Raw genomic sequence first — 17,841 nt, 5'->3', positions numbered from 1 at the left:
GGTTTCCCGTCCTGGATGGTTTTCCCGGGCCCGCGGAAGTTGGCTGATTTTAACGGCCTGCGTACGGCCGGTGGCCCAACGCTATTTCGCGACCGAATATCCTGATGGTCGGTCGGCGGGAGTGGATCGCGTTCACTGTCGTCGCCGTAAGCGGGGGTCGCTGTGGTCGCTCAGAAAGGCGGTTACGGTTCCATAAATCGGCGGTGAGGTACGTCACCGTAAACAGGAGGAACCCGATGGATGGGTGGGCCATCCGGTGTGATCTCGGTTGGTAAAAATCCCGTTTACGGTGGTGGGACTTGTCAGCTGGAACAAGCCATATGACATAGCATCACCGACGGAAGTCACCCGTGCGGAAAGGCATGTGAGGACGGCCCGGAACGGGCCCAGCCATGCCTTCTGCCGCAGAAAAACGTCAAGAACTGGTGCCGCACACCCCGCGGTTCCGGTCCTTCGGAATGCCGAAAAGCAGGAATGTTATGCCCGTTCAAACATTGACGGAACTCGTACGCTTCGTGCGTGCCAACTCCCCGTTCTACCGGGATCTCTACGCCGGTCTACCCGACCGCGTGAGTGAGATAACGGAGCTCCCGGTCGCGCCCCACGACGCATTCTGGCGAGCCAATACACCCCGCGACAACGGTCTGTTGACCGGGCCGCTCGACGAGGCGTTGGTCTTCAAGAGCGGCGGCACGACCGGCGCGCCGAAGTTCTCCGTCTATACACGCGATGAATGGCGGGAATTCACCTCGGCGTTCGGCGCCGGACTCGTCGAGGCCGGATTGCGTCCCGGCCATCGGGTCGCCGACCTCTTCTACGCCGGCGAGCTCTACGCCAGCTTCACCTTCATCCTGGACTCCCTCCACCGGGCACCCGTCGCCAACGTGCGACTGCCCATCGGCGGCGGCGCACCACTCGCCTCCACCGTTCACACGCTGGAGGAATTCGACGTCGACGTCATCGCCGGCACCACGACCACGCTCTGCGGCCTGGCCGACCACCTCGTGCGCGAGGGGCGCCAACTCCCGGGCGTGGAGCTGCTGTTCTTCGGCGGCGAGGGACTGTTCGAGGACCAGCGGCCGCTGCTCCGCAGGGCGTTCCCGCGGGCGGAGGCCCGTTCCATCGGCTACGCCGGCGTCGACTCCGGGCTCCTGGGCCAGGCCGTCCCCGGCGCGGACCCCCGCGTCCACCGCGCGTTCACGCCCCACACCCTCGTCGAGATCCTCGACGAGGACACCGGCGAGCCCCTGACCCGCGAGGGCGTCCCGGGCCGCATCGTCGTGACGGACCTGCGCCGCCGCCTGATGCCCATCATCCGCTACCCCGTGGGCGACCGGGCCGAATGGACCGATGTGGCCGCCGGAGTCTTCCGCGTCCTCGGCCGCGCCGAGGAGGGCGTGCGGATGGGCGCGGTGTCCCTCTACACGCGGGACGTGCACGACCTGGTGCGGGCCGCCGACCCGACCGGCCGGGTGATCGGCACCCAGCTCGTGGTGCGTCGCTGGGACGGCCGGGACGGACTGGTGCTGCGGCTGGCCGTCGACGGCGGACCGGGCTCCGACGCGCCGGTCGCGGCCGGCAGCAACGGTGAACCGAGCGAACTGGCGCACCTGGCCGCCGCGATCGCCAAGGAGATCGACGCGGCCCGCCCGATGTACGCCGACGAGGTCGACGCCGGGCGCGTCCACCCGCTGGCGGTGGAATGGGTGCGGCACGACGAACTCGTCGTCAACGCACGCACCGGCAAGCTGCTGCGGGTCATCGACGAACGGCCGCACTCATGACCGCGACCCCGGCCCCGCGCCGACTCCCGATCGTTCTGCGCAACCGGGCCTTCGGCGCCGTCTGGGCCGCACAGGTACTCACCCAGGCCGCCGGCCGGATGTTCCAGGTCGGCGTGGTGTGGTGGATCGTCGGGCACGCCGCCGCCGGCGTCAGCGACCGCGGCCTGGCCTCGGGGGTGTTCCTCGCGGTGAGCACGCTGCCCGCGGTGGCGCTCGCCCCGCTGGTGGCGCGCGTCATCGCCCGTTGCCCACACCGCACGGTGCTGGCGGCGGCGGCTGCCGTGGCCGGCCTGGTCGCGGCCGGCACCGCCGGATGGACGTACCTCGCACCGCCCCCGACCCTCGTCGCGTACGGCGCCGCACTGTTGCTCGCCGGTTGCCAGGCACTCTTCGACCCGTGCCTGACGACCTCCGTGCCCGAACTCGTCGACGACGCCGACATCGAGGCCGCGACCGGCTTCGAACTCGCCACCCAGTCCCTGGCCGGACTGGCCGGCGGGCTGCTGGGTCCGCTCGTGGTGGATGCCTGGGACCTGACGGGCATCGTCTCCGGATGCGCCGGCGCGTATCTCGCCGCCGCGGCGCTGGTGTTCCTCACCCGCTTCCCCCGGGCCGCCACGGCACCGGAGGAGGGAGCGCCGTCCGACGGCGGGCCCGCAACGCGGACGCTCCGTCAGATCCTGGCCGAACACCCCTTCATCCGCCGGGTGTTGCTCTGCTTCGCCGCGGTGAACGTCTTCAGCACCGCCGTCTATGTTGTCATGCCCCTGTACGCCCGGGGCGTGCTGCACGCGCAGGGGGCCACCGTGGCCGCACTGGAAACCGCACTGGGCCTCGGCGCCCTCCTGGGCTCGTTCACCGGCGCCAAACTGCCCGGATCCCCGACCACCATCGGCGGGGCCTGCCTGGCCCTGATGGCCGTGGCCCTGGGCACCCCCGGGCTGTTCGCCGACCGATCGGCGGCCGTGTGCGCCCTGATCGTCGCCGGCTGGTGCGTGGGCGTCATCGGCGTGCGGTTCGTCGCACTGTTCCAACGACTGGTCCCGGCAGCGGACAAGCCCGGGTTCTTCGCCATGATGCAGGCCCTGCTCGGCGCTACCTTCCCGCTGTCCTCCCTGGTCTTCGGCGCCCTCGGGGACCACCTCTCACCACAGACCCTGTGCCTGGTACAGGCCGTCGGACTGGTCCCGCTCGCCGCCGCGCTGTGGTGGCTGGGCAGGCGCACGACAACACCACAGGACGCCACCGTCGAGGCCGCCACGACCGCGCCGGCCCCGGCGGCCGTCGCAGGCGCATCACTGGGGGAGGCTTCATGACGACCATGCACCCGGCGATGTCCCAGGACATCGCCGAACTCCGACAGCTCTACTTCGACGTCTACGGCCACGGCTACCCGGTGCCACTGGGCAGCGATCCGGCCGTGATGTCCCGCCTGATCACCGACCCGCACTGTCACTGGCTCGTCGCGCGCACCGAGAACGGTGAACTGGCCGGCTCCGTCGTCGTCCAGACCGACCGCGGCAACCGTGTCGGCAAACTCGTCGGCCTCGCCGTCCACCCGCGCCACCGCCAGGGCGGCCTGGCCGGCCGGCTGACCGGCGCGGTCACCGCCGACGCCCTCGCCACCGGCGCGATCGACTCGCTCTACACCACCGTCCGGATGGTCACCCAGGCACCCCAACGCGTCGTCGCCCGCAACGGATACCGGCCGCTCGGCCTGTTGCCCAACGCCGCCGACGTCTCCGGCTGCGAGACCCTGGCGCTGTTCGCCTGCTACGCGGAGGGCGTCCTGGACCGCCGGGAACAGGCGCCGGCCGTACCCCAGGCACTGGTACCACTGCTGCACGCGGCCGAGGAGAGCACCGGCGTTCCCTACGCCGCGGCGCACGCACCGGCCGTGGCGGACCCGGCCCCGCCACCGTTCTCCCCAGCCGGTGGCCTGGCCACGGCCACGGCACCCACCGCGGTCTTGACCGCCCCCGCGGCCACCCGCACCCAGGCACCCCTGGAAGTGATCACGGCCCCTGGATTCGTCCGCCGCCGCTTCCGCGAGCTGTTCCCCGACCCGGCCGGCGCCTACTCGCCGCTGCGCGCCCCGAACACGGTGCTCACCGCGCCGGACGGCGCGTTCGAGATCTACGCCGACCTCGACCCGGCGGCCAGCAGTTGCGCCCTGGTCGCGGTGCACCCGCACCCGTCGGCCGCCACCGGCGCCCTGAACTCGCTGATGGCCACGCTCAGTCGAGCCGGCGCCGACTACGTCGAGACGCTGGTGCCGCTGTCCGACACCGAGGGCCTGCGGGCGTTCCTGAACGCCGGGTTCGTCCCCAGCGCCTGCTATCCGGCCATGCGTCGGATCGGCGACCGCTTCCACGACTACGTGGTCCTCTCCCGTACCGACCGTCAGATCGACTTCCGGACCACAGCCGTCAGCCCGCTGATCCAGCCCTACCTGAGCGCGTACCTGACCGCCTGGGCGTCCACCTATCTGCCCCAGCACGAGGTTGCCCGATGAACACCCATCTCGCCCCCGTCGAGGTCCCCGACCCGACGACCCTGGCCCACGTCCAACAACTCTGCGACCTCCCATCGCCCTACACCACCGGCCCCGAGGCCGACGCCCTGTTCGCCGCCGCGATGGCCGAGACGAACGCCTGGCACGCCGAGCGCTCGGACCTCTTCCGGTCCCTCCTCGCAGACACCCCGGAGACCCCGGCCCCGACCGTCGGCCAGGAGACCCGCACCCCGCTGCTGCACGCCAACTTCTTCAAGCGGCACGAGGTGCTCTCCATCCCGCGCGACGAGGTCTTCCTGCACCTGACCTCCTCGGGCACCACCGGGCAGAAGTCCCAGATGTTCTACGACCAGTGGACCATCCGCTCCGCCCAACGCATGGTCGCCCGCATCTTCGACCACTACGGATGGATCACCCCCGAACAACCCGTCAACTACCTCCTCTACAGCTACGAGCCGGCGCCGCAACTCCGCGTCGGCACCTCCTTCACCGACAACTACCTGTGCGACTTCGCGCCGGCGCGCCACACCACCCACGCCCTGCGCCACACCGGCAGCAGCCACGAGTTCGACGTGCACGGCTGCATCGACGCCCTGCACCGCTACGCCGAGGAGGGGCTGCCGGTGCGCATCCTCGGCTTCCCGGCGTTCTTGCACTTCACCCTGGAACGGATGCGCACCGCGGGCATCCCGCCCCTCCAACTCCCGCCCGGCTCCCTGGTGATCCTCGGCGGCGGCTGGAAGGGCCACGCCGACCGCAAGATCCCCAAGGAGGAGTTCTACGACGAGGTGACGCAGCAACTGGGCATCCCGGGGGAGCGGATCCGGGACACCTACGGCTCCGTCGAGCACTGCGTGCCGTACATCGAGTGCGACCACCACCGCCTGCACGTACCGGTCTGGTCCCGCGCCGCCATCCGCGACACCCGGACCCTGCAACCCCTGCCGTACGACCGGCCCGGCTACCTCCACCTGGTCTCCCCGTACATCACCTCCGTCCCGGCGCAGAGCGTCGTGATGGGCGACCTGGCCTCACTGCACCCCGGGGACGCCTGCGGCTGCGCCCTGGAAACCCCCTGGTTCACCATCCACGGTCGCGCCGGGGTGAGCCGCAACCGCAGTTGCGCGGTGGCCGCCGCAGAACTCCTGAAGGGAATGTCATGACCCGTCAACTCCACTACTGGCAGGGCTCGTTCATCGACGACGCCGAGGCGGCCAAGCGGCTCGCCGAGCTGCCGACCCTGGTCGAGGGCGTTCTGGCGGAACCACTGTCCACCGAGACGGTCCTGCTGGCCTGCGACACGGTCAGCCAGGCACTGCGGGAACCGGACGGCGACCTGCACGCCCGCCTCATGGCCCAGCAGACCGGTACCGCGGACGGACCCGACCGCGCGGAGGCCGCGGCCACCCTCGCCGAACTCGCCGACGCCCTCGCCCGCCCCGCCCTGGAACGCAAGCTGCGGCGCGAACTCGGCGGCCCGCGCCCCGAACGGCTCACCAGGCCCGATGCCAGGGAGACCCGCTACGAGGCATGGGCGCCGGTGGGCCTACTCGTCCACATCGCCCCGGGCAACGCCGCGGGGGTCGCCCCGTTGAGCGTGGTGGAGGGCCTGCTCGCGGGCAATGTCAACGTCCTCAAGACCAGCAGCACGGACACCCCGCTCGCCCAGCACCTGCTCGCCGAGATCGCCGCGGCCGATCCCACCGGCGCCGTCGGCCGCCGGATCATCGCCCTGCGCTTCTCCTCCCGTCGCCAGGACCTGATGCGGTTGCTGTGTGCGCCCGCGGACGCCGTGGCCGTATGGGGCGGCGAGGACGCCGTGGCGGGCGTCGCGGCCCTCGTCCCGCCCGGGTGCCGGCTCGTCGAGTGGGGCCACAAGATCTCGTTCGGCTATCTGACCCGCGATGCCTGGACGGACCGGGCGGCCCTGCTCGCGCTGGCCACGGACGTCTGCCGACTCGAACAGCAGGCGTGCTCCAGCCCGCAGGTCGTCTACCTCGACACCGACCCGGACGCCGACTCACCCTCCCAACTCTTCGCCTTCGCCGAGGAGTTCGCCGCGGTCCTGGACGACGTGTCGGCCAAGTTCCCCACCCCGTCGAGCGGTTGCGGGGGCGCCGAAGACGGTGCCGACCCCGCCGAGCAGGCCGAGCTCACCACCACCGAACTGGTCGCCCGGGCCGAGCAGCACCTCGGCCTGACCAAGGTCCTCGCCGCGGACGACGGGAGCTGGCGGGTCTTCGCCGACACCCGCCCCGCGCTGACCGCCTCCCCGCTGCACCGCACCGTCTGGATCAAGCCGCTGCCCCGCCGGGACATCGTGGCCACCCTGCGGCCCATGCGCCGCTACCTCCAGACCGCCGGGGTCGGCGGCAACCGCGCGGATCTCGCCCAGTTGTCCAGGACGCTGTTCACCGCGGGCGTGGACCGCATCACCCCGCTCGGCGCCATGCTCGACGGCTACCACGGCGAACCCCACGACGGCGTCTACGCCCTCCAGCGCTACAGCCGGCGCGTCAGCGTCCAGGCCCCCGAGGCCGCGTTCACCACCACCCCGTGCCTGGACGACCTGGTCGCTCCCGCCGCGCTGCCCGCCCCGCCCACCGGCCCGCTCATGGACAAGGCGGCCGCCCAGGCCCAGATCCGCACCCTGGCACCGGAGCACGCCCAGCTCTACTTCCACAGCGGCGGCACCACCGGCGCCCCGGCGCTGTCCGTCTTCACCTGCGACGACTACGACACCCAGATGACCGCCTCCGGAAACGGCCTGATCGCGGCGGGCTTCGACCCGGCCCACGACCGCGCCGCCAACCTCTTCTTCTGCGGGGAGATGTACGGCAGCTTCATCAGCTTCTTCTCCATCCTGGAACGCCTGAACGCCACCCAGATTCCCATCGCCGCCGGACCCGACCACGAGGCGATAGCCAACGCCCTGGTCACCTACCGCGTGGACACCCTCTTCGGGATGCCCTCCTACCTGTGGCAGCTCTTCCACGCCCAGGGCGACCGGCTCCGCTCCTACGGCGGCATCCGCAAGGTCTTCTACGGCGGGGAACACTTCACATCCGAGCAACGCCGCATCCTCACCGAGGAGTTCGGCGTCGAGGTCATTCGCTCCGCCGCCTACGGCAGCACCGACCTGGGCCCGCTCGGCTACCAGTGCGCCCACGCGCAGGGCACCGTCCACCACGTCCTGACCGACCTGCACACCCTGGAGATCCTCGACCCGCAACAGGACCGCCCGGCCCCCGCCGGGCAGCCCGGCCGGCTGGTCTTCACCACCCGTACCCGGGCCGGCCAGCGCCTGGAGCGCTACCAGATCGGTGACTTGGGCCGGGCCGTCGACGGGGTCTGCCCCTGCGGCAGCCACATCCCGCGCATCGAACTCCTGGGACGGTACGGCGATGTGTTCCGCATGGGTACATACCACTTCAACTACCGCCGCTTCACCCAGGTCGCCGAGGAACACCTGGGCTACCGCGGCGAGTTGCAGCTCATCCTGACCTCCCAGGCCGACCGCGAACAGCTCACCGTCCGCCTGGACGGTGCCTACGCGCCGGACCCCGAGGCGGCCCGCACCGCACTGCTGGCCAACATCCCCGAACTCGGTTCGGCGGTCGGTCCGGAGGCGCTGCTCGCCTGCACGGTGGAGACCGCCGCCACGTCCGCCTTCGAGCGCACGCCCACCAGCGGAAAGCTCCGCACCGTCATCGACCGCCGGACGACGGCGAGTTGATGCGGCGGTGACTCGTGTGTGGGGGTGGGGCCACGGCCCCACCCCCACACGGGTTTCCGCCCTTCCGCCTTTTTCATACGCTTGACATAATACGGCCGACCGAGAACGCTAGGGGCCTCCTCAGGAAGGAAGCCACATGTCCGAACGACCAAGGGCGCGGACCGCCGAGGGCCTGGTGCAGGGCCGTTGGAATCAAGGGCACGCGGTCTTCCGCGGCATCCCCTACGCCCAACCACCCGTCGGCGCACTCCGGTTCGCGGCGCCCGTGCGCGTTCCCCACTGGGAAGGAGCGCGCCAGGCAACGGAGTTCGGGCCGCCGGTACCGCAGGCCGGGCCGGTCCGTGCGGAGGTGGGGGAGGACCCGGGGTCGGACTGGCTGACGCTCAACGTCCGCACCCCTGACCTCGGCGCCGCCGGGCTACCGGTGTTGGTGTGGATCCACGGCGGCGGCTACCTCGCCGGCACCTCCGGCGATCCCATGTACGACCCGACGGCGCTCAGCGGCGCCGGACTCGTCGTCGTGAGCCTCAACTACCGTACCGGCGCGGAGGGTTTCGCCCTCCTCGAAGGGGCGCCGCCCAACCGTGGCCTCCTCGACCAGATCGCGGCGCTGGAGTGGGTCCGGCGCAATATCGCCTCCTTCGGAGGCAACCCCGACCACGTCACCGTCGCCGGACAGTCCGCCGGAGCCGGCTCGATCGCCGCCCTGCTGACGGTGGCATCCGCCCGCGGCCTGTTCCGACGGGCCGTCACCCACTCCGTTCCGGGCAACCTCTGCACCCGCGCACTGGCCGAAGAGGTCGCTGCCGAACTGGCCGGCCGCCTCGGCGCGGCGCCCACCGCCGCCGCCCTCTCCGCCCTCGCGCCCCACTGCCTGGCCGAGGCCGTCACCTCCCTCGGCACCGACCTCCCCGCCCACCACGAACGCTGGGGCCGGCTCTCCCGCATCGGCGTCGCCACCTGCCCCGTCATCGACGGCGACGTCCTCACCGAGGCGCCCTGGACCGCCCTGGCCACCGGCCGCGCCCCAGGAGCCGAACTCCTCGTCGGCCATACCCGCGACGAATTCCGGCTGTTCAGCGCGATGAGCGGACGAGTGGACGGGTTCACCGACGAGGAGGCCCGCACCGCACTGGACCTGTTCGCCCCGGCACCGCACGGACCGGACGCCTACCGCGCCGCCGCCCCGCACGCCACCCCCAGCGAACTCCTGGAAACCGTCTACTCCGACGCCCTCTTCCGGATGCCGTCCCTGCACCTGGCCCGGGCCAACGCCGCGGCCGGCGGCACCTCGTTCCTCTTCGAACTGTGCCTGACCGCACCGGCGTTGGGCGGCCTGTTCGGCGCCTGTCACAGCCTCGACGTGCCCCTGGCGTTCGACACGCTGGACAGTCCCAACGGCCGGGAACTCCTCGGCGACCCGCCCACCCCCGAGGCCCGCGCGGCATCACGGGAACTCCACCGGGCCTGGATCCGCTTCGCCACCACCGGCGACCCCGGGTGGGCCGCCTACCGCCCGGACCACCAGCTCACCCGCGTCCTGGACGCCACCTCCACGACCGCCCGCTACCCCGAACAGGACTCCCACCACATCTGGGAGAACCACCCCCCGACCCCCTTCACCCTCTTCTCGTAGGGGCCGCCGCGGCCGCGGTTCACCGGCTGGAGCGGACGGCCGCCCCGCCCATCCCCTCGGCGCGCGCGATCGGGAGGCGACTGGTGTGCTGGAATGCAGGGGCCCTCGCCCCTACACCTGGGAGAGAACCGGATGAGTAGTGCATCACGGGACCTGATGATCGTCTCCGCGGACGCGGTCTCCAGTCGCTCCATGCCCCAAGGTAACCTCTCGCTCGCCCTCGCGGGCGGTGAGTTGATCGACCTCCTCGCCGCCGGGGCACTGACCGTCGACGGCGAACGCATCGTCCCTGGCTACCGCCCCGCCATCGACGATCCGTTGCTGGACCAGGCGGCAGCGGCACTGGTGCGCCAGACACCGTACGAGACGATCAGTGACTGGCTGTGGCGCAGGGGCGACGGCCTGTACGCGGCCTACCGTGCGAGCCTGGAAGCGGAAGGACTGTTGCGTCAGGAGCGCCGCCGCGGCATCCACCTCCGGGCCGATCACGTCGTGCTCGCCGATTCACCGGACCGACGCGCGGCGGAGAACCGCCTGGCCTCGGGCGAGCCGGTCCTCGCCGCCCTCGCGACGGCCGTCGGGATCGCCGGTGACGGGGAGGCGGGGGAGGGCGACCAGCACGCCCCGGACGCGTCCAACTCACCGAGCGTGGACGACAACGGCGTGGACACCGTGCTCGCCGCGGTCCACGGCGCGCTGATGGAACTGGAGGCCCTGCGTCAACGCCGCGCCATCGAGCAGGCCGCCTTCGACAACATCTGGCGCGGCAACTGACACCGGGGGAGGGCGAAGGCCACGTCCCCTACCGGCGTATCGCCTCCCGCACTCCGCCCAGACAGGCGGCGATGACCGGACCCTCGCGCACCGTGGACGCGTCAGCGCCAGGATGTCTCGGTGCATCCCCGGCGCGAGCGGCCGGGCGGCGAGCCCCGGCTGGCCGCGGAGACCGGGAGCGGGGCCTGCGCGAGGGGATGGTCCGCCGCGACCGCCAACACCGCCGCCCCGCACCGTAGATGACGCACCGTGAGGCCGTTGCTGTGGGTGAACCGCTGACGCCCACGCGGCTGATGCGCAGGCGCCCGCCCGCCGCCGCTCCCGCCGCCGGGGAGCGCCCGGCGGCGGTGCGGGGCGGCAGGTGGGCAGGTGGGGCGACGGCCGGTGATCAGGCGGTTGCGTTCCGGCCGGCGGGGGTGGTGAAGCCGGTGGCGAGGACGGTGAGCCTGGCCAACAGAGCCTCGGCGAGCGGGAAGGCGCCGTCGCTGCGCAGCCAGCGGCTCAGCGCGGTCACATACCCGTCGAAGATCATGTCGGCGAGGGCCGCGGCGTCGAGGTCGCGGCGGATCTCGCCGCGCCGTTGGCCGCGGGTGACGGCGGAGCCGATCGCGGGGGGAGTGGTGGTGCCGTGGCCGAAGGCGGTGTGCAGCACCCCGCCGTCGTGCAGCTCCTTGGCCAACGCGTAGTCCCGCTCGTTGAGTTCGGCCAGCGCGCGCAGCTCGTCCGCCAGCGCCTCGACGGCGGTTTTCCCCGCGGTGCTCGCGTCCGCTTCGTCCTGCCGGTCCAACTGCTCGTGCCGCCCACGGACCCAGGCGGTCACGAAGTCCTCCTTGCGGCGGAAGTGGTTGAACGCGGTCTGGCGGCCCACGTCCGCGCGTTCGGCGATGTGCTCGTAGGTGGTGGCCGCATACCCCTGCGCGGCGAACAGCTCCAGGGCCGCGGTCAGCAGCCTCTCCCGCGTCGCGCTGCGGCGTCGTTCGCGACGGTCCTGCGGTGCGCCCGCGTCCTGCGGTGTTGTCGACGTCACCCCGTAAGTGTACTTGAATCCAACATGGACGTGAATATAGCTTGGTACTCAAGTACACATACTGAGGAGGTCGAGCAATGGACGTTCCCCGCGTTCCCTACGCTCCCGGACTGCACCACATCGCCGCCGAGACCTACGCCTACCTGCAACCCAACGGCTCCTGGGGCTGGAGCAACGCCGGACTGGTGGCCGACGGCGACGAAGGACTGTTGGTCGACACGTTGTTCACCGTTCCGCAGACTCGCGCCATGCTCGACGAGATAGCCCAGGCACTTCCCCGGCTGACGATCGGAACACTGGTCAACAGCCACAGCGACGGCGACCACTGGTGGGGCAACCAACTGCTCCCCGACGCCACGATCGTCGCCTCCGAGGCCGCCGCAACCGCCATGCGCCGCGACCGCTTCCACGCGCTGTTCGCCGCGCCGGGCGCGATCCGACTGCCGGGGATCGTCGAGGAGATGCGCCAGACCTTCGACTTCACCGGCATCACGCCGACGCTGCCGACCCGGACCTTCAGCGGGGAAGCGGAAGTGACGGTCGGTCGACGAACCGTCCGGCTGATCGAGGTGGGCCCGGCACACACCACCGGGGACGTCCTGGTCCATGTCCCGGACGCGGCCGTGCTGTTCGCCGGAGACATCCTCTTCGTCGGCGGCCATCCGGTGATCCACAGCGGACCGGTGGAGAACTGGATCAGCGCCTGCGACCTGATCCTCGACCTGGACGTCGAAGCGATCGTCCCCGGGCACGGCCCGGTCGTCGGCAAGCCCGAAGTCCGCCTCTTCCGCGACTACTTGGAGCAGGTCCGCGACCACGCCATCCGGGCGCACCGATCGGGCCTGCCCGTGCTGCAGGCCGCCCGGGAGATGGACCTGGACGGCTTCGCCGACTGGGCCGACCCCGAACGGCTGGTGCTCAACATCGGCGCCATCTACCGCGAACTCAACGGCGACGGCACCCCCGAAGAAGAGCAGTTGATGGGCCTTCTCGACCACTACGTCCCGTCCCCACGCGCCGACGCCGCCCCGCGCATCGCGCCCCGCCCCGCGGAGGAGATCACCGCCCTGGCCGGGCGGCTGAAGGGCCCCGCGGCCCAGGCACTCGCGAACGACGCGGGGCCGCTCGCCGGTCGCCCGGTGCTCAACGTCCTGGCCACCATCGGCAACCACCCCGACCTGCTGCTCTCCCTCGCACCCCTGCTCGCCCAACTCGCCCAGGGACTCCTGCCGCCGCGCGAACGGGAACTGGCCATCCTCCGGACCGCCCACCGCACCGGCTCGACCTACGAATGGCACCACCACGCCCATCTCGGTGCCACCGCCGGCCTCACCGCACCCGAAATCGCCAGCATCCGCCGCGGGCCGGACACAGCCGACTGGAACGAAGCGGACCGCGCCCTCCTGCGAGCCGTCGACGAACTGTGCGACAAGCGGAGCCTCTCCACGGCCACCTGGCAGACCCTGGCCGCGCGCTACTCCGCCCCACAACTACTGGAACTGCTCGCCCTGATCGGTACCTACACGCTGGTCGCCGGCATCCTCAACTCCTGCCGGGTCCCACTCGACACCTGGCTCGCCGACCCGGCAGGTCTTTCTTCCCCCTGACTGGCGCCCGGTGCGTCGTCGCGGGTGAAGTCGTACCCGGTGAAGTCGGCGACCGGAACATATCCGAGGCGTTGGTAAAGGGCGTTGCTGGTGGAGTTGGCCGGATTCGTGAACAGGACGACATCCGTCGCGCCCGCCGCCAGCGCGGCTCCGCTGGCCTCGACCGTCACCGCGCCCGCGTAGCCAAGACCCCGAAGGTGGGCGGGGGTGTAGACGGGGTCCACCCGGACCATGCCGCCCACCATCGAAGTCGAACCCGCCATCGAGACCGGAGTGCCGTCCGGGGCCTCCCAGAACGTGAAGTGCTTGTCGGCGAAGCGGGAGCCGGCCCAGGAGTCGGCATCGATGGCGGGGGCCTCTCCGACGTCGGCGACGAACTCGCCGCACCAGCGGATGAGTTGCTCGTGATCCCGCTCGCCGGCGACGCGGCCCCGCCCCTCCGGGCACGGCTGCGGCGGAGTGAGCGTCCCGAGCCGGTAGAGGCGGCCCCGCCAACTGCGCACGGGCGTCGGGCCTGCGTACCGCTGCCATGCCTCGGCGAAGGCGGTAGCGGTGTCGTGGTCAGCGGTGACGCCGGAGAGGGAGTGGCCGAGGCCGGTCAGATGGGCGGCGAGGACGTCGGCCTGACCAGGGGAGAGGTGGGTGAGAGTCAGGCGGTAGGACGGAGCGCGGTAGAGGATGGCGTGGACCTCGCCCCCCGTCTCCAACCGGCCGAAGAAGACGCCGACCTCGGCACCGGATGCGGGGTCCACCCCGCGCGTTCGCAGTCTCTCGATCGTCGTCAGTGGCGTGTTGTGCAGGGCGGGGCGCGAAAGCAGGAAGTCTCCGGCTCGATCGAGAAAGCCGTCGATGTCTTCGGTGAGGTGCCAGTCAGTCGAGCGCATGCTTCATCGTCCCGCGAATCACTCGCAGCGAACCCGGCGCGCACGGAATCACCGTCAACTGCATTCATTGGCCAGGACCGTTGCGGGCCACTTGCGCAAGCGTGGCGCTCGGGAGGCGACTTGAGCTTGTGTACCGGATAGGACGCAAAGGGAAACGAGGTCGTATCTGCCCCTTTTTGATTGGACAGGCAATGTATGGAGCGCATAAGTTCCGTACGCGCTCGGGCCGTCTCGGAGGGAGGCGGCCCGCTCCGCGTGCAAATACTGTGATGTAGAACTCGGGGGTCCTCCATGTCCCACATGATGCCTGCTGCGGCACCGCCGCCTGATTGGTCCGTGCCGCCTGGCCCGCAGGCCGTTCTCCGGTCGCCCATCGGGCTCTCCAAGGCCGTGATGACCCTGCTCGGACTCGTCATCGCCACCGACCTGTTCGCCCTGTGGCAGGGCGTGCACCTGTACGGGCTGATCGGCCGGCTCATCGCCGACGTCACCTCCGTTCCTCTGCGAGAGGTTGAGCGGGCGGACGACTGGTATGCGGCCTCCGGGTACGCGCAGATTGCGGCCATGATCGCGACCGCTGTGGTCTTCATCGTGTGGTTCCACCGGACCAGGGTGAATGCCGAGGTCTTCGACCCCGAGGGCCACGCGAAGCAGCGTGCCTGGGCGATCTGGGGCTGGATCGTCCCGGTGATCAACCTGTGGTTCCCCCGCCGGATCGCCATTGACGCCTGGAACACCAGCGCTGGCGCCAACTCCCGTTCCACGGCGCTGTTGAACTGGTGGTGGGCGCTGTGGATCGTGGACCTGTGCTTCAGCCGCGCGGCCTCTCGACGGTATGCCAGAGCCGAAGGGCTGGAGGAAATCAAGGGGGCAGTCGCCGGGGTCATGGCGAGCGAGGCCCTCGACATCGCGGCCGCCGTCCTCGCCATCCTCTTTGTGCGCCGCCTCACGCGCATGCAGCACGAGAAGGCCCTGAGGGGCCCGCTGCTCTGACGGCAGCGGCCAACAAGCCTTTGAGTGCTGGGGTGTTGGTGCTGAAGGCAGCATCAACGTCCCAGCCTGCCGTCTCTTTCCGTCATGCTGCACTGTGCTTGACGGAACCGGGTGACGGAATGCGCGCTCGTCTGTGACTGTCCGCTGACCGGCTCCACTCCGGGACGAGCCGTAGGGTTGTGCGCATGAGTTCATTGACCACCGCTCTCCGGGAGCAGGGCGAAGCCGCGCGGTTCCTGGCTTGGCCGGGAGGCTTCGACCTGGACCGCGGGGACCATGCCGAGGAGGTCCACCTGGCCTCGGGCGCCGCACTGGAGGGATTCGCCGGCGACGGAGCCGGGGGCACCTTCTTCTTCTGCGGTGAAGGCGGTGCGGAACGTCCCGTCCTGTACGCGGACTCCGAAGGCGGCGCGGCGCTGGTCGCGATCGGCCTCGCCGAACTCCTGCGGCTCCTGTTGGTCGCCCCGTGGTGGCGTGACTGCAAGGCGTTCACGGCGGAGGAAAGCCGCGAGCTCGCGGCCGAGTACCTGGACGACATGCCGGACCTCGCGGCCCGAAGGGACCGCGCGGCCACGGCACTTGGCCTCACCCTTCCCACCGAAGGCGAAGTCCTGGCCCGCTTGCAGGAGGTGGCCCGCGGTATCGGAAAGGACTACGTCCTCATCTTCACGCCGGAGGGCGAACCGTACGCCCCTTTGCTCACGGGCTGAGAGGCCCCATGACGGGCCGGGGCCAGTCACCGCGCCGCCGCGTGGCCTTCCGGCACGAGCCCAACCAGTGGCGCTGGTTGTGCAGTTGGGCGGGGCCGCGGTGCCCCTCGGGTGGGCCCTCGTAGTCGTCCAGGCCGGTGAGCACCAACCCGTCCGTTCCGGGGTGCGGTCCGAGGCTCTCGGCGTCCTGCAACAATCAGGGACCGAGCGTCTCGTCCTCCGGCACCAGCCACACCCGGCTGCCGACCCAGCCGCGTACCTCGGCCGCTTCCGGAACCCAACCGAACAGCTCGTACGTCTCGCGCCACGGTTGCCCGAACAATCCCGCCACCTCGGCGCAGACGCCCCAGGCATGGCCGTGGGCGTCGGTGAGTGTGTAGCGCGCGCGTCCGGGGTGGTTCTTGTTCTGCTGCACGGTGACCATCATGCCGGGCCCGGAAGCGGACGGTAGGGCGAGGGGCCGCGAGGGGTTCGGGAAGGCCGGTCTCGGGCGGTATGGCTCAGCCGCTGCGCCGGAATCGGCTCCGGTACTCCGTGGGCGTCGTGTTGAGTGTACGGCGGAAGGCGCGGATGAGGGTGTCTGTGGTGTTGAAGCCGCAGGTGGTGGCGACGCGTTCCAGGGTGTCGTCGGTGGTTTCGAGTTGGTTGCGGGCGGCTTCGACGCGGGCCGCTTCGATGTAGGCGGCCGGGGTGGTACCGAGTTCGGTCTTGAACAGACGGGTCAACTGGCGTTCGCTGAGGTGGAGTTGCCGGGCCAGGTCGGGGACGGTGAGCGGCCCGGCGAGGTGGTGGGTGATGTGCAGTCGTAGGTCGTCCATGCGCCGGGTGGTGGAGACGGGTTCGAGGGGGACGCTGAACTGGCTCTGTCCGCTGGGGCGTTTGAGGTACATGACCAGTTGGCGGGCGACGCGTAGCGCGGTGGTCTCGCCGAAGTCCTCGGCGACCAGGGCGAGGGAGAGGTCGAGGCAGGCGGTGATGCCCGCGCCGGTCCAGACCTGACCGTCGCGGATGAAGATCGGGTCGGCGTCGACAGCGACGGACGGGTGCTCGGCGGCGAGTTGCTGGGCGGTGGACCAGTGGGTGGTGGCGCGCCTGCCGTCCAACAGCCCCGCGGCGGCGAGGAGATGCGCGCCGACGCAGACGGAGGCGACGCGTCGGGACTGCGCGGCGAGGGTGGCGACCCAGCGGACGATGCCCGGTTCGGTGCGGGCATGGACGCGGCGATCGGCGTCGACCTCGACGGAACCGGGCACCATCAGGGTGTCGATGCGCTGCGCGGCGGCTTCCGCGAAGGTGATGTCTGGCAACACCCGGACGCCGGCCGAGGTGGTGACTGGCGCCATGGTCTCGGCGGCCAGCGCGACGCGGTAGCCGGCGGCATCGTCGGTCTCGCGTCGCAACAGCGAGAAGACCTCCGGCGGGCCGGTGACGTCCAGCAGGTCGACCCCCTCGAAGAGCAGGACGACGAGGAACTGATTGCGGGTGCGCACCGGGCCTCCCAACGATGTCGGAATCTGCAAGTTACCTGACATTGCCGCCACGGGTGAGGGTTCATAGCGTGGGGGCATGGCAACCAAGACTCTGCGAGAGCTCAGCGGATGTGATCAGACCCCGGCGAAGTTGGCCGGCGCGACCGTGATCCTGGTCGACTATCAGCACACCTACACTCGTGGCGTGCTCGAACTGGCCGGCTGGCAGGCGGCGTTGGAGCGGGCCGCGGATCTACTGGCCCGTGCCAGGCAGGCGGGCGCGAAGGTGGTCCACGTCATCCACGACGGCGGCGAGGGCACCCCGTATGACATCCGGGCGGAGATCGGACAGATCCATCCGGAGGTGGCGCCCGTGGAGGGCGAACCGGTCGTGGTGAAGAAGGCGCCGAACGCCTTCCTCGACACCGAGCTGGCCGAGCACGTCGACGCCGCGGGCAACGAGGACGTCATCATCGCCGGGTTCATGACCCATATGTGCGTGACGTTCACCGCGCAGGGTGCGTTCCTGCGCGGCAACCGGCCGACCGTCGTCGCGGACGCCTGCGCCACCCGCCCGCTCCCGCACGGCGCCCACGACGGCGAAGTCGCCGCCGACCAGCTCCACCACAGCGCCTTGGCAACGATCGGCGACCTCTACGGCGTTGTCGTCCCGTCCACGTCCGCGCTGGGCTGAACCAGCCCCTTT

The 17,841-nt window shown here is 70.8% G+C and carries 16 protein-coding genes; 11 read left to right on the top strand and 5 right to left on the bottom strand.

The window, feature by feature from the left end; genetic code table 11:
* Nucleotides 1–479: 479 nt before the first annotated feature.
* The 7 genes from PV796_RS00310 (at nucleotide 480) to PV796_RS00280 (ending at nucleotide 10,445) form a co-directional block, all read left to right on the top strand.
* A complete protein-coding gene (locus PV796_RS00310) occupies nucleotides 480–1,784 on the top strand; it encodes a phenylacetate--CoA ligase family protein (RefSeq protein ID WP_274910658.1) in 1,305 nt (434 codons plus the stop codon).
* On the top strand, nucleotides 1,781–3,100 hold the full coding sequence (locus tag PV796_RS00305) for an MFS transporter (protein ID WP_274910657.1): 1,320 nt from the start codon (nucleotides 1,781–1,783) through the stop codon (nucleotides 3,098–3,100). The genes PV796_RS00310 and PV796_RS00305 overlap by 4 nt, the downstream gene beginning before the upstream one ends.
* Nucleotides 3,097–4,299, top strand: a complete 1,203-nt coding sequence (locus PV796_RS00300) for a GNAT family N-acetyltransferase (RefSeq protein WP_274910656.1) — start codon at nucleotides 3,097–3,099, stop codon at nucleotides 4,297–4,299. The genes PV796_RS00305 and PV796_RS00300 overlap by 4 nt, the downstream gene beginning before the upstream one ends.
* On the top strand, nucleotides 4,296–5,462 hold the full coding sequence (locus tag PV796_RS00295) for a LuxE/PaaK family acyltransferase (RefSeq protein WP_274910655.1): 1,167 nt from the start codon (nucleotides 4,296–4,298) through the stop codon (nucleotides 5,460–5,462). Before PV796_RS00300 ends, PV796_RS00295 begins: the two co-directional genes overlap by 4 nt.
* Nucleotides 5,459–8,035: an acyl-CoA reductase gene (locus PV796_RS00290; RefSeq protein ID WP_274910654.1), complete on the top strand. Its 2,577-nt coding sequence runs from the start codon at nucleotides 5,459–5,461 to the stop codon at nucleotides 8,033–8,035. Before PV796_RS00295 ends, PV796_RS00290 begins: the two co-directional genes overlap by 4 nt.
* Nucleotides 8,036–8,171: 136 nt before the next feature.
* Nucleotides 8,172–9,671, top strand: coding sequence for a carboxylesterase/lipase family protein (locus tag PV796_RS00285; protein WP_274910652.1), 1,500 nt, complete (start codon nucleotides 8,172–8,174; stop codon nucleotides 9,669–9,671).
* 132 nt (nucleotides 9,672–9,803) lie between these two features.
* Nucleotides 9,804–10,445 (top strand): GOLPH3/VPS74 family protein, encoded by a 642-nt coding sequence (locus tag PV796_RS00280; RefSeq protein ID WP_274910651.1) that lies wholly within the window; start codon nucleotides 9,804–9,806, stop codon nucleotides 10,443–10,445.
* A gap of 388 nt (nucleotides 10,446–10,833) precedes the next feature.
* Here PV796_RS00280 and PV796_RS00275 read toward each other — a convergent pair whose 3' ends face one another.
* Nucleotides 10,834–11,472: a TetR/AcrR family transcriptional regulator gene (locus tag PV796_RS00275; protein WP_274910650.1), complete on the bottom strand. Its 639-nt coding sequence runs from the start codon at nucleotides 11,470–11,472 to the stop codon at nucleotides 10,834–10,836.
* A 77-nt stretch (nucleotides 11,473–11,549) separates the two neighbouring features.
* Here PV796_RS00275 and PV796_RS00270 point away from each other — a divergent pair, with 77 nt between their 5' ends.
* Nucleotides 11,550–13,079: an MBL fold metallo-hydrolase gene (locus tag PV796_RS00270; protein ID WP_274910648.1), complete on the top strand. Its 1,530-nt coding sequence runs from the start codon at nucleotides 11,550–11,552 to the stop codon at nucleotides 13,077–13,079.
* Here the strand turns inward: PV796_RS00270 and PV796_RS00265 are convergent.
* Nucleotides 12,992–13,963: a GNAT family N-acetyltransferase gene (locus tag PV796_RS00265; protein WP_274910647.1), complete on the bottom strand. Its 972-nt coding sequence runs from the start codon at nucleotides 13,961–13,963 to the stop codon at nucleotides 12,992–12,994. The two genes, PV796_RS00270 and PV796_RS00265, sit on opposite strands and share 88 nt — an antisense overlap.
* Before the next feature lie 393 nt (nucleotides 13,964–14,356).
* Here PV796_RS00265 and PV796_RS00260 point away from each other — a divergent pair, with 393 nt between their 5' ends.
* Entirely contained in the window at nucleotides 14,357–14,956 is a 600-nt protein-coding gene (locus tag PV796_RS00260) for a DUF4328 domain-containing protein (RefSeq protein WP_274910646.1), read from the top strand.
* Between the two features lie 185 nt (nucleotides 14,957–15,141).
* Complete coding sequence (locus tag PV796_RS00255) at nucleotides 15,142–15,666, top strand: hypothetical protein (protein ID WP_274910644.1); 525 nt, start codon at nucleotides 15,142–15,144, stop codon at nucleotides 15,664–15,666.
* Here the strand turns inward: PV796_RS00255 and PV796_RS42185 are convergent.
* The 3 genes from PV796_RS42185 to PV796_RS00245 form a co-directional block, all read right to left on the bottom strand.
* On the bottom strand, nucleotides 15,656–15,862 hold the full coding sequence (locus PV796_RS42185) for a hypothetical protein (protein WP_446750543.1): 207 nt from the start codon (nucleotides 15,860–15,862) through the stop codon (nucleotides 15,656–15,658). The genes PV796_RS00255 and PV796_RS42185 overlap by 11 nt on opposite strands.
* A complete protein-coding gene (locus PV796_RS42180; RefSeq protein WP_446750542.1) occupies nucleotides 15,863–16,081 on the bottom strand; it encodes a hypothetical protein in 219 nt (72 codons plus the stop codon).
* Between the two features lie 85 nt (nucleotides 16,082–16,166).
* Nucleotides 16,167–17,198, bottom strand: coding sequence for a GlxA family transcriptional regulator (locus tag PV796_RS00245; RefSeq protein WP_446750541.1), 1,032 nt, complete (start codon nucleotides 17,196–17,198; stop codon nucleotides 16,167–16,169).
* 34 nt (nucleotides 17,199–17,232) lie between these two features.
* On the opposite strand from PV796_RS00245, the gene PV796_RS00240 reads away from it, so the two are divergent.
* Complete coding sequence (locus tag PV796_RS00240) at nucleotides 17,233–17,829, top strand: cysteine hydrolase family protein (RefSeq protein ID WP_274910642.1); 597 nt, start codon at nucleotides 17,233–17,235, stop codon at nucleotides 17,827–17,829.
* The last annotated feature ends 12 nt before the right edge of the window (nucleotides 17,830–17,841 follow it).

Origin of the sequence: Streptomyces sp. WZ-12, assembly GCF_028898845.1 — a bacterium.
Classification (GTDB): domain Bacteria; phylum Actinomycetota; class Actinomycetes; order Streptomycetales; family Streptomycetaceae; genus Streptomyces.
This window is presented reverse-complemented; position numbering and strand designations above follow the sequence as displayed.

Coding starts and splice junctions, on each gene's coding strand:
- PV796_RS00310 (WP_274910658.1), top strand. CDS start 480: ATGCCCGTTCAAACATTGACGGAACTCGTACGCTTCGTGCGTGCCAAC.
- PV796_RS00305 (WP_274910657.1), top strand. CDS start 1,781: ATGACCGCGACCCCGGCCCCGCGCCGACTCCCGATCGTTCTGCGCAAC.
- PV796_RS00300 (WP_274910656.1), top strand. CDS start 3,097: ATGACGACCATGCACCCGGCGATGTCCCAGGACATCGCCGAACTCCGA.
- PV796_RS00295 (WP_274910655.1), top strand. CDS start 4,296: ATGAACACCCATCTCGCCCCCGTCGAGGTCCCCGACCCGACGACCCTG.
- PV796_RS00290 (WP_274910654.1), top strand. CDS start 5,459: ATGACCCGTCAACTCCACTACTGGCAGGGCTCGTTCATCGACGACGCC.
- PV796_RS00285 (WP_274910652.1), top strand. CDS start 8,172: ATGTCCGAACGACCAAGGGCGCGGACCGCCGAGGGCCTGGTGCAGGGC.
- PV796_RS00280 (WP_274910651.1), top strand. CDS start 9,804: ATGAGTAGTGCATCACGGGACCTGATGATCGTCTCCGCGGACGCGGTC.
- PV796_RS00270 (WP_274910648.1), top strand. CDS start 11,550: ATGGACGTTCCCCGCGTTCCCTACGCTCCCGGACTGCACCACATCGCC.
- PV796_RS00265 (WP_274910647.1), bottom strand. CDS start 13,963: ATGCGCTCGACTGACTGGCACCTCACCGAAGACATCGACGGCTTTCTC.
- PV796_RS00260 (WP_274910646.1), top strand. CDS start 14,357: ATGACCCTGCTCGGACTCGTCATCGCCACCGACCTGTTCGCCCTGTGG.
- PV796_RS00255 (WP_274910644.1), top strand. CDS start 15,142: ATGAGTTCATTGACCACCGCTCTCCGGGAGCAGGGCGAAGCCGCGCGG.
- PV796_RS00245 (WP_446750541.1), bottom strand. CDS start 17,198: ATGTCAGGTAACTTGCAGATTCCGACATCGTTGGGAGGCCCGGTGCGC.
- PV796_RS00240 (WP_274910642.1), top strand. CDS start 17,233: ATGGCAACCAAGACTCTGCGAGAGCTCAGCGGATGTGATCAGACCCCG.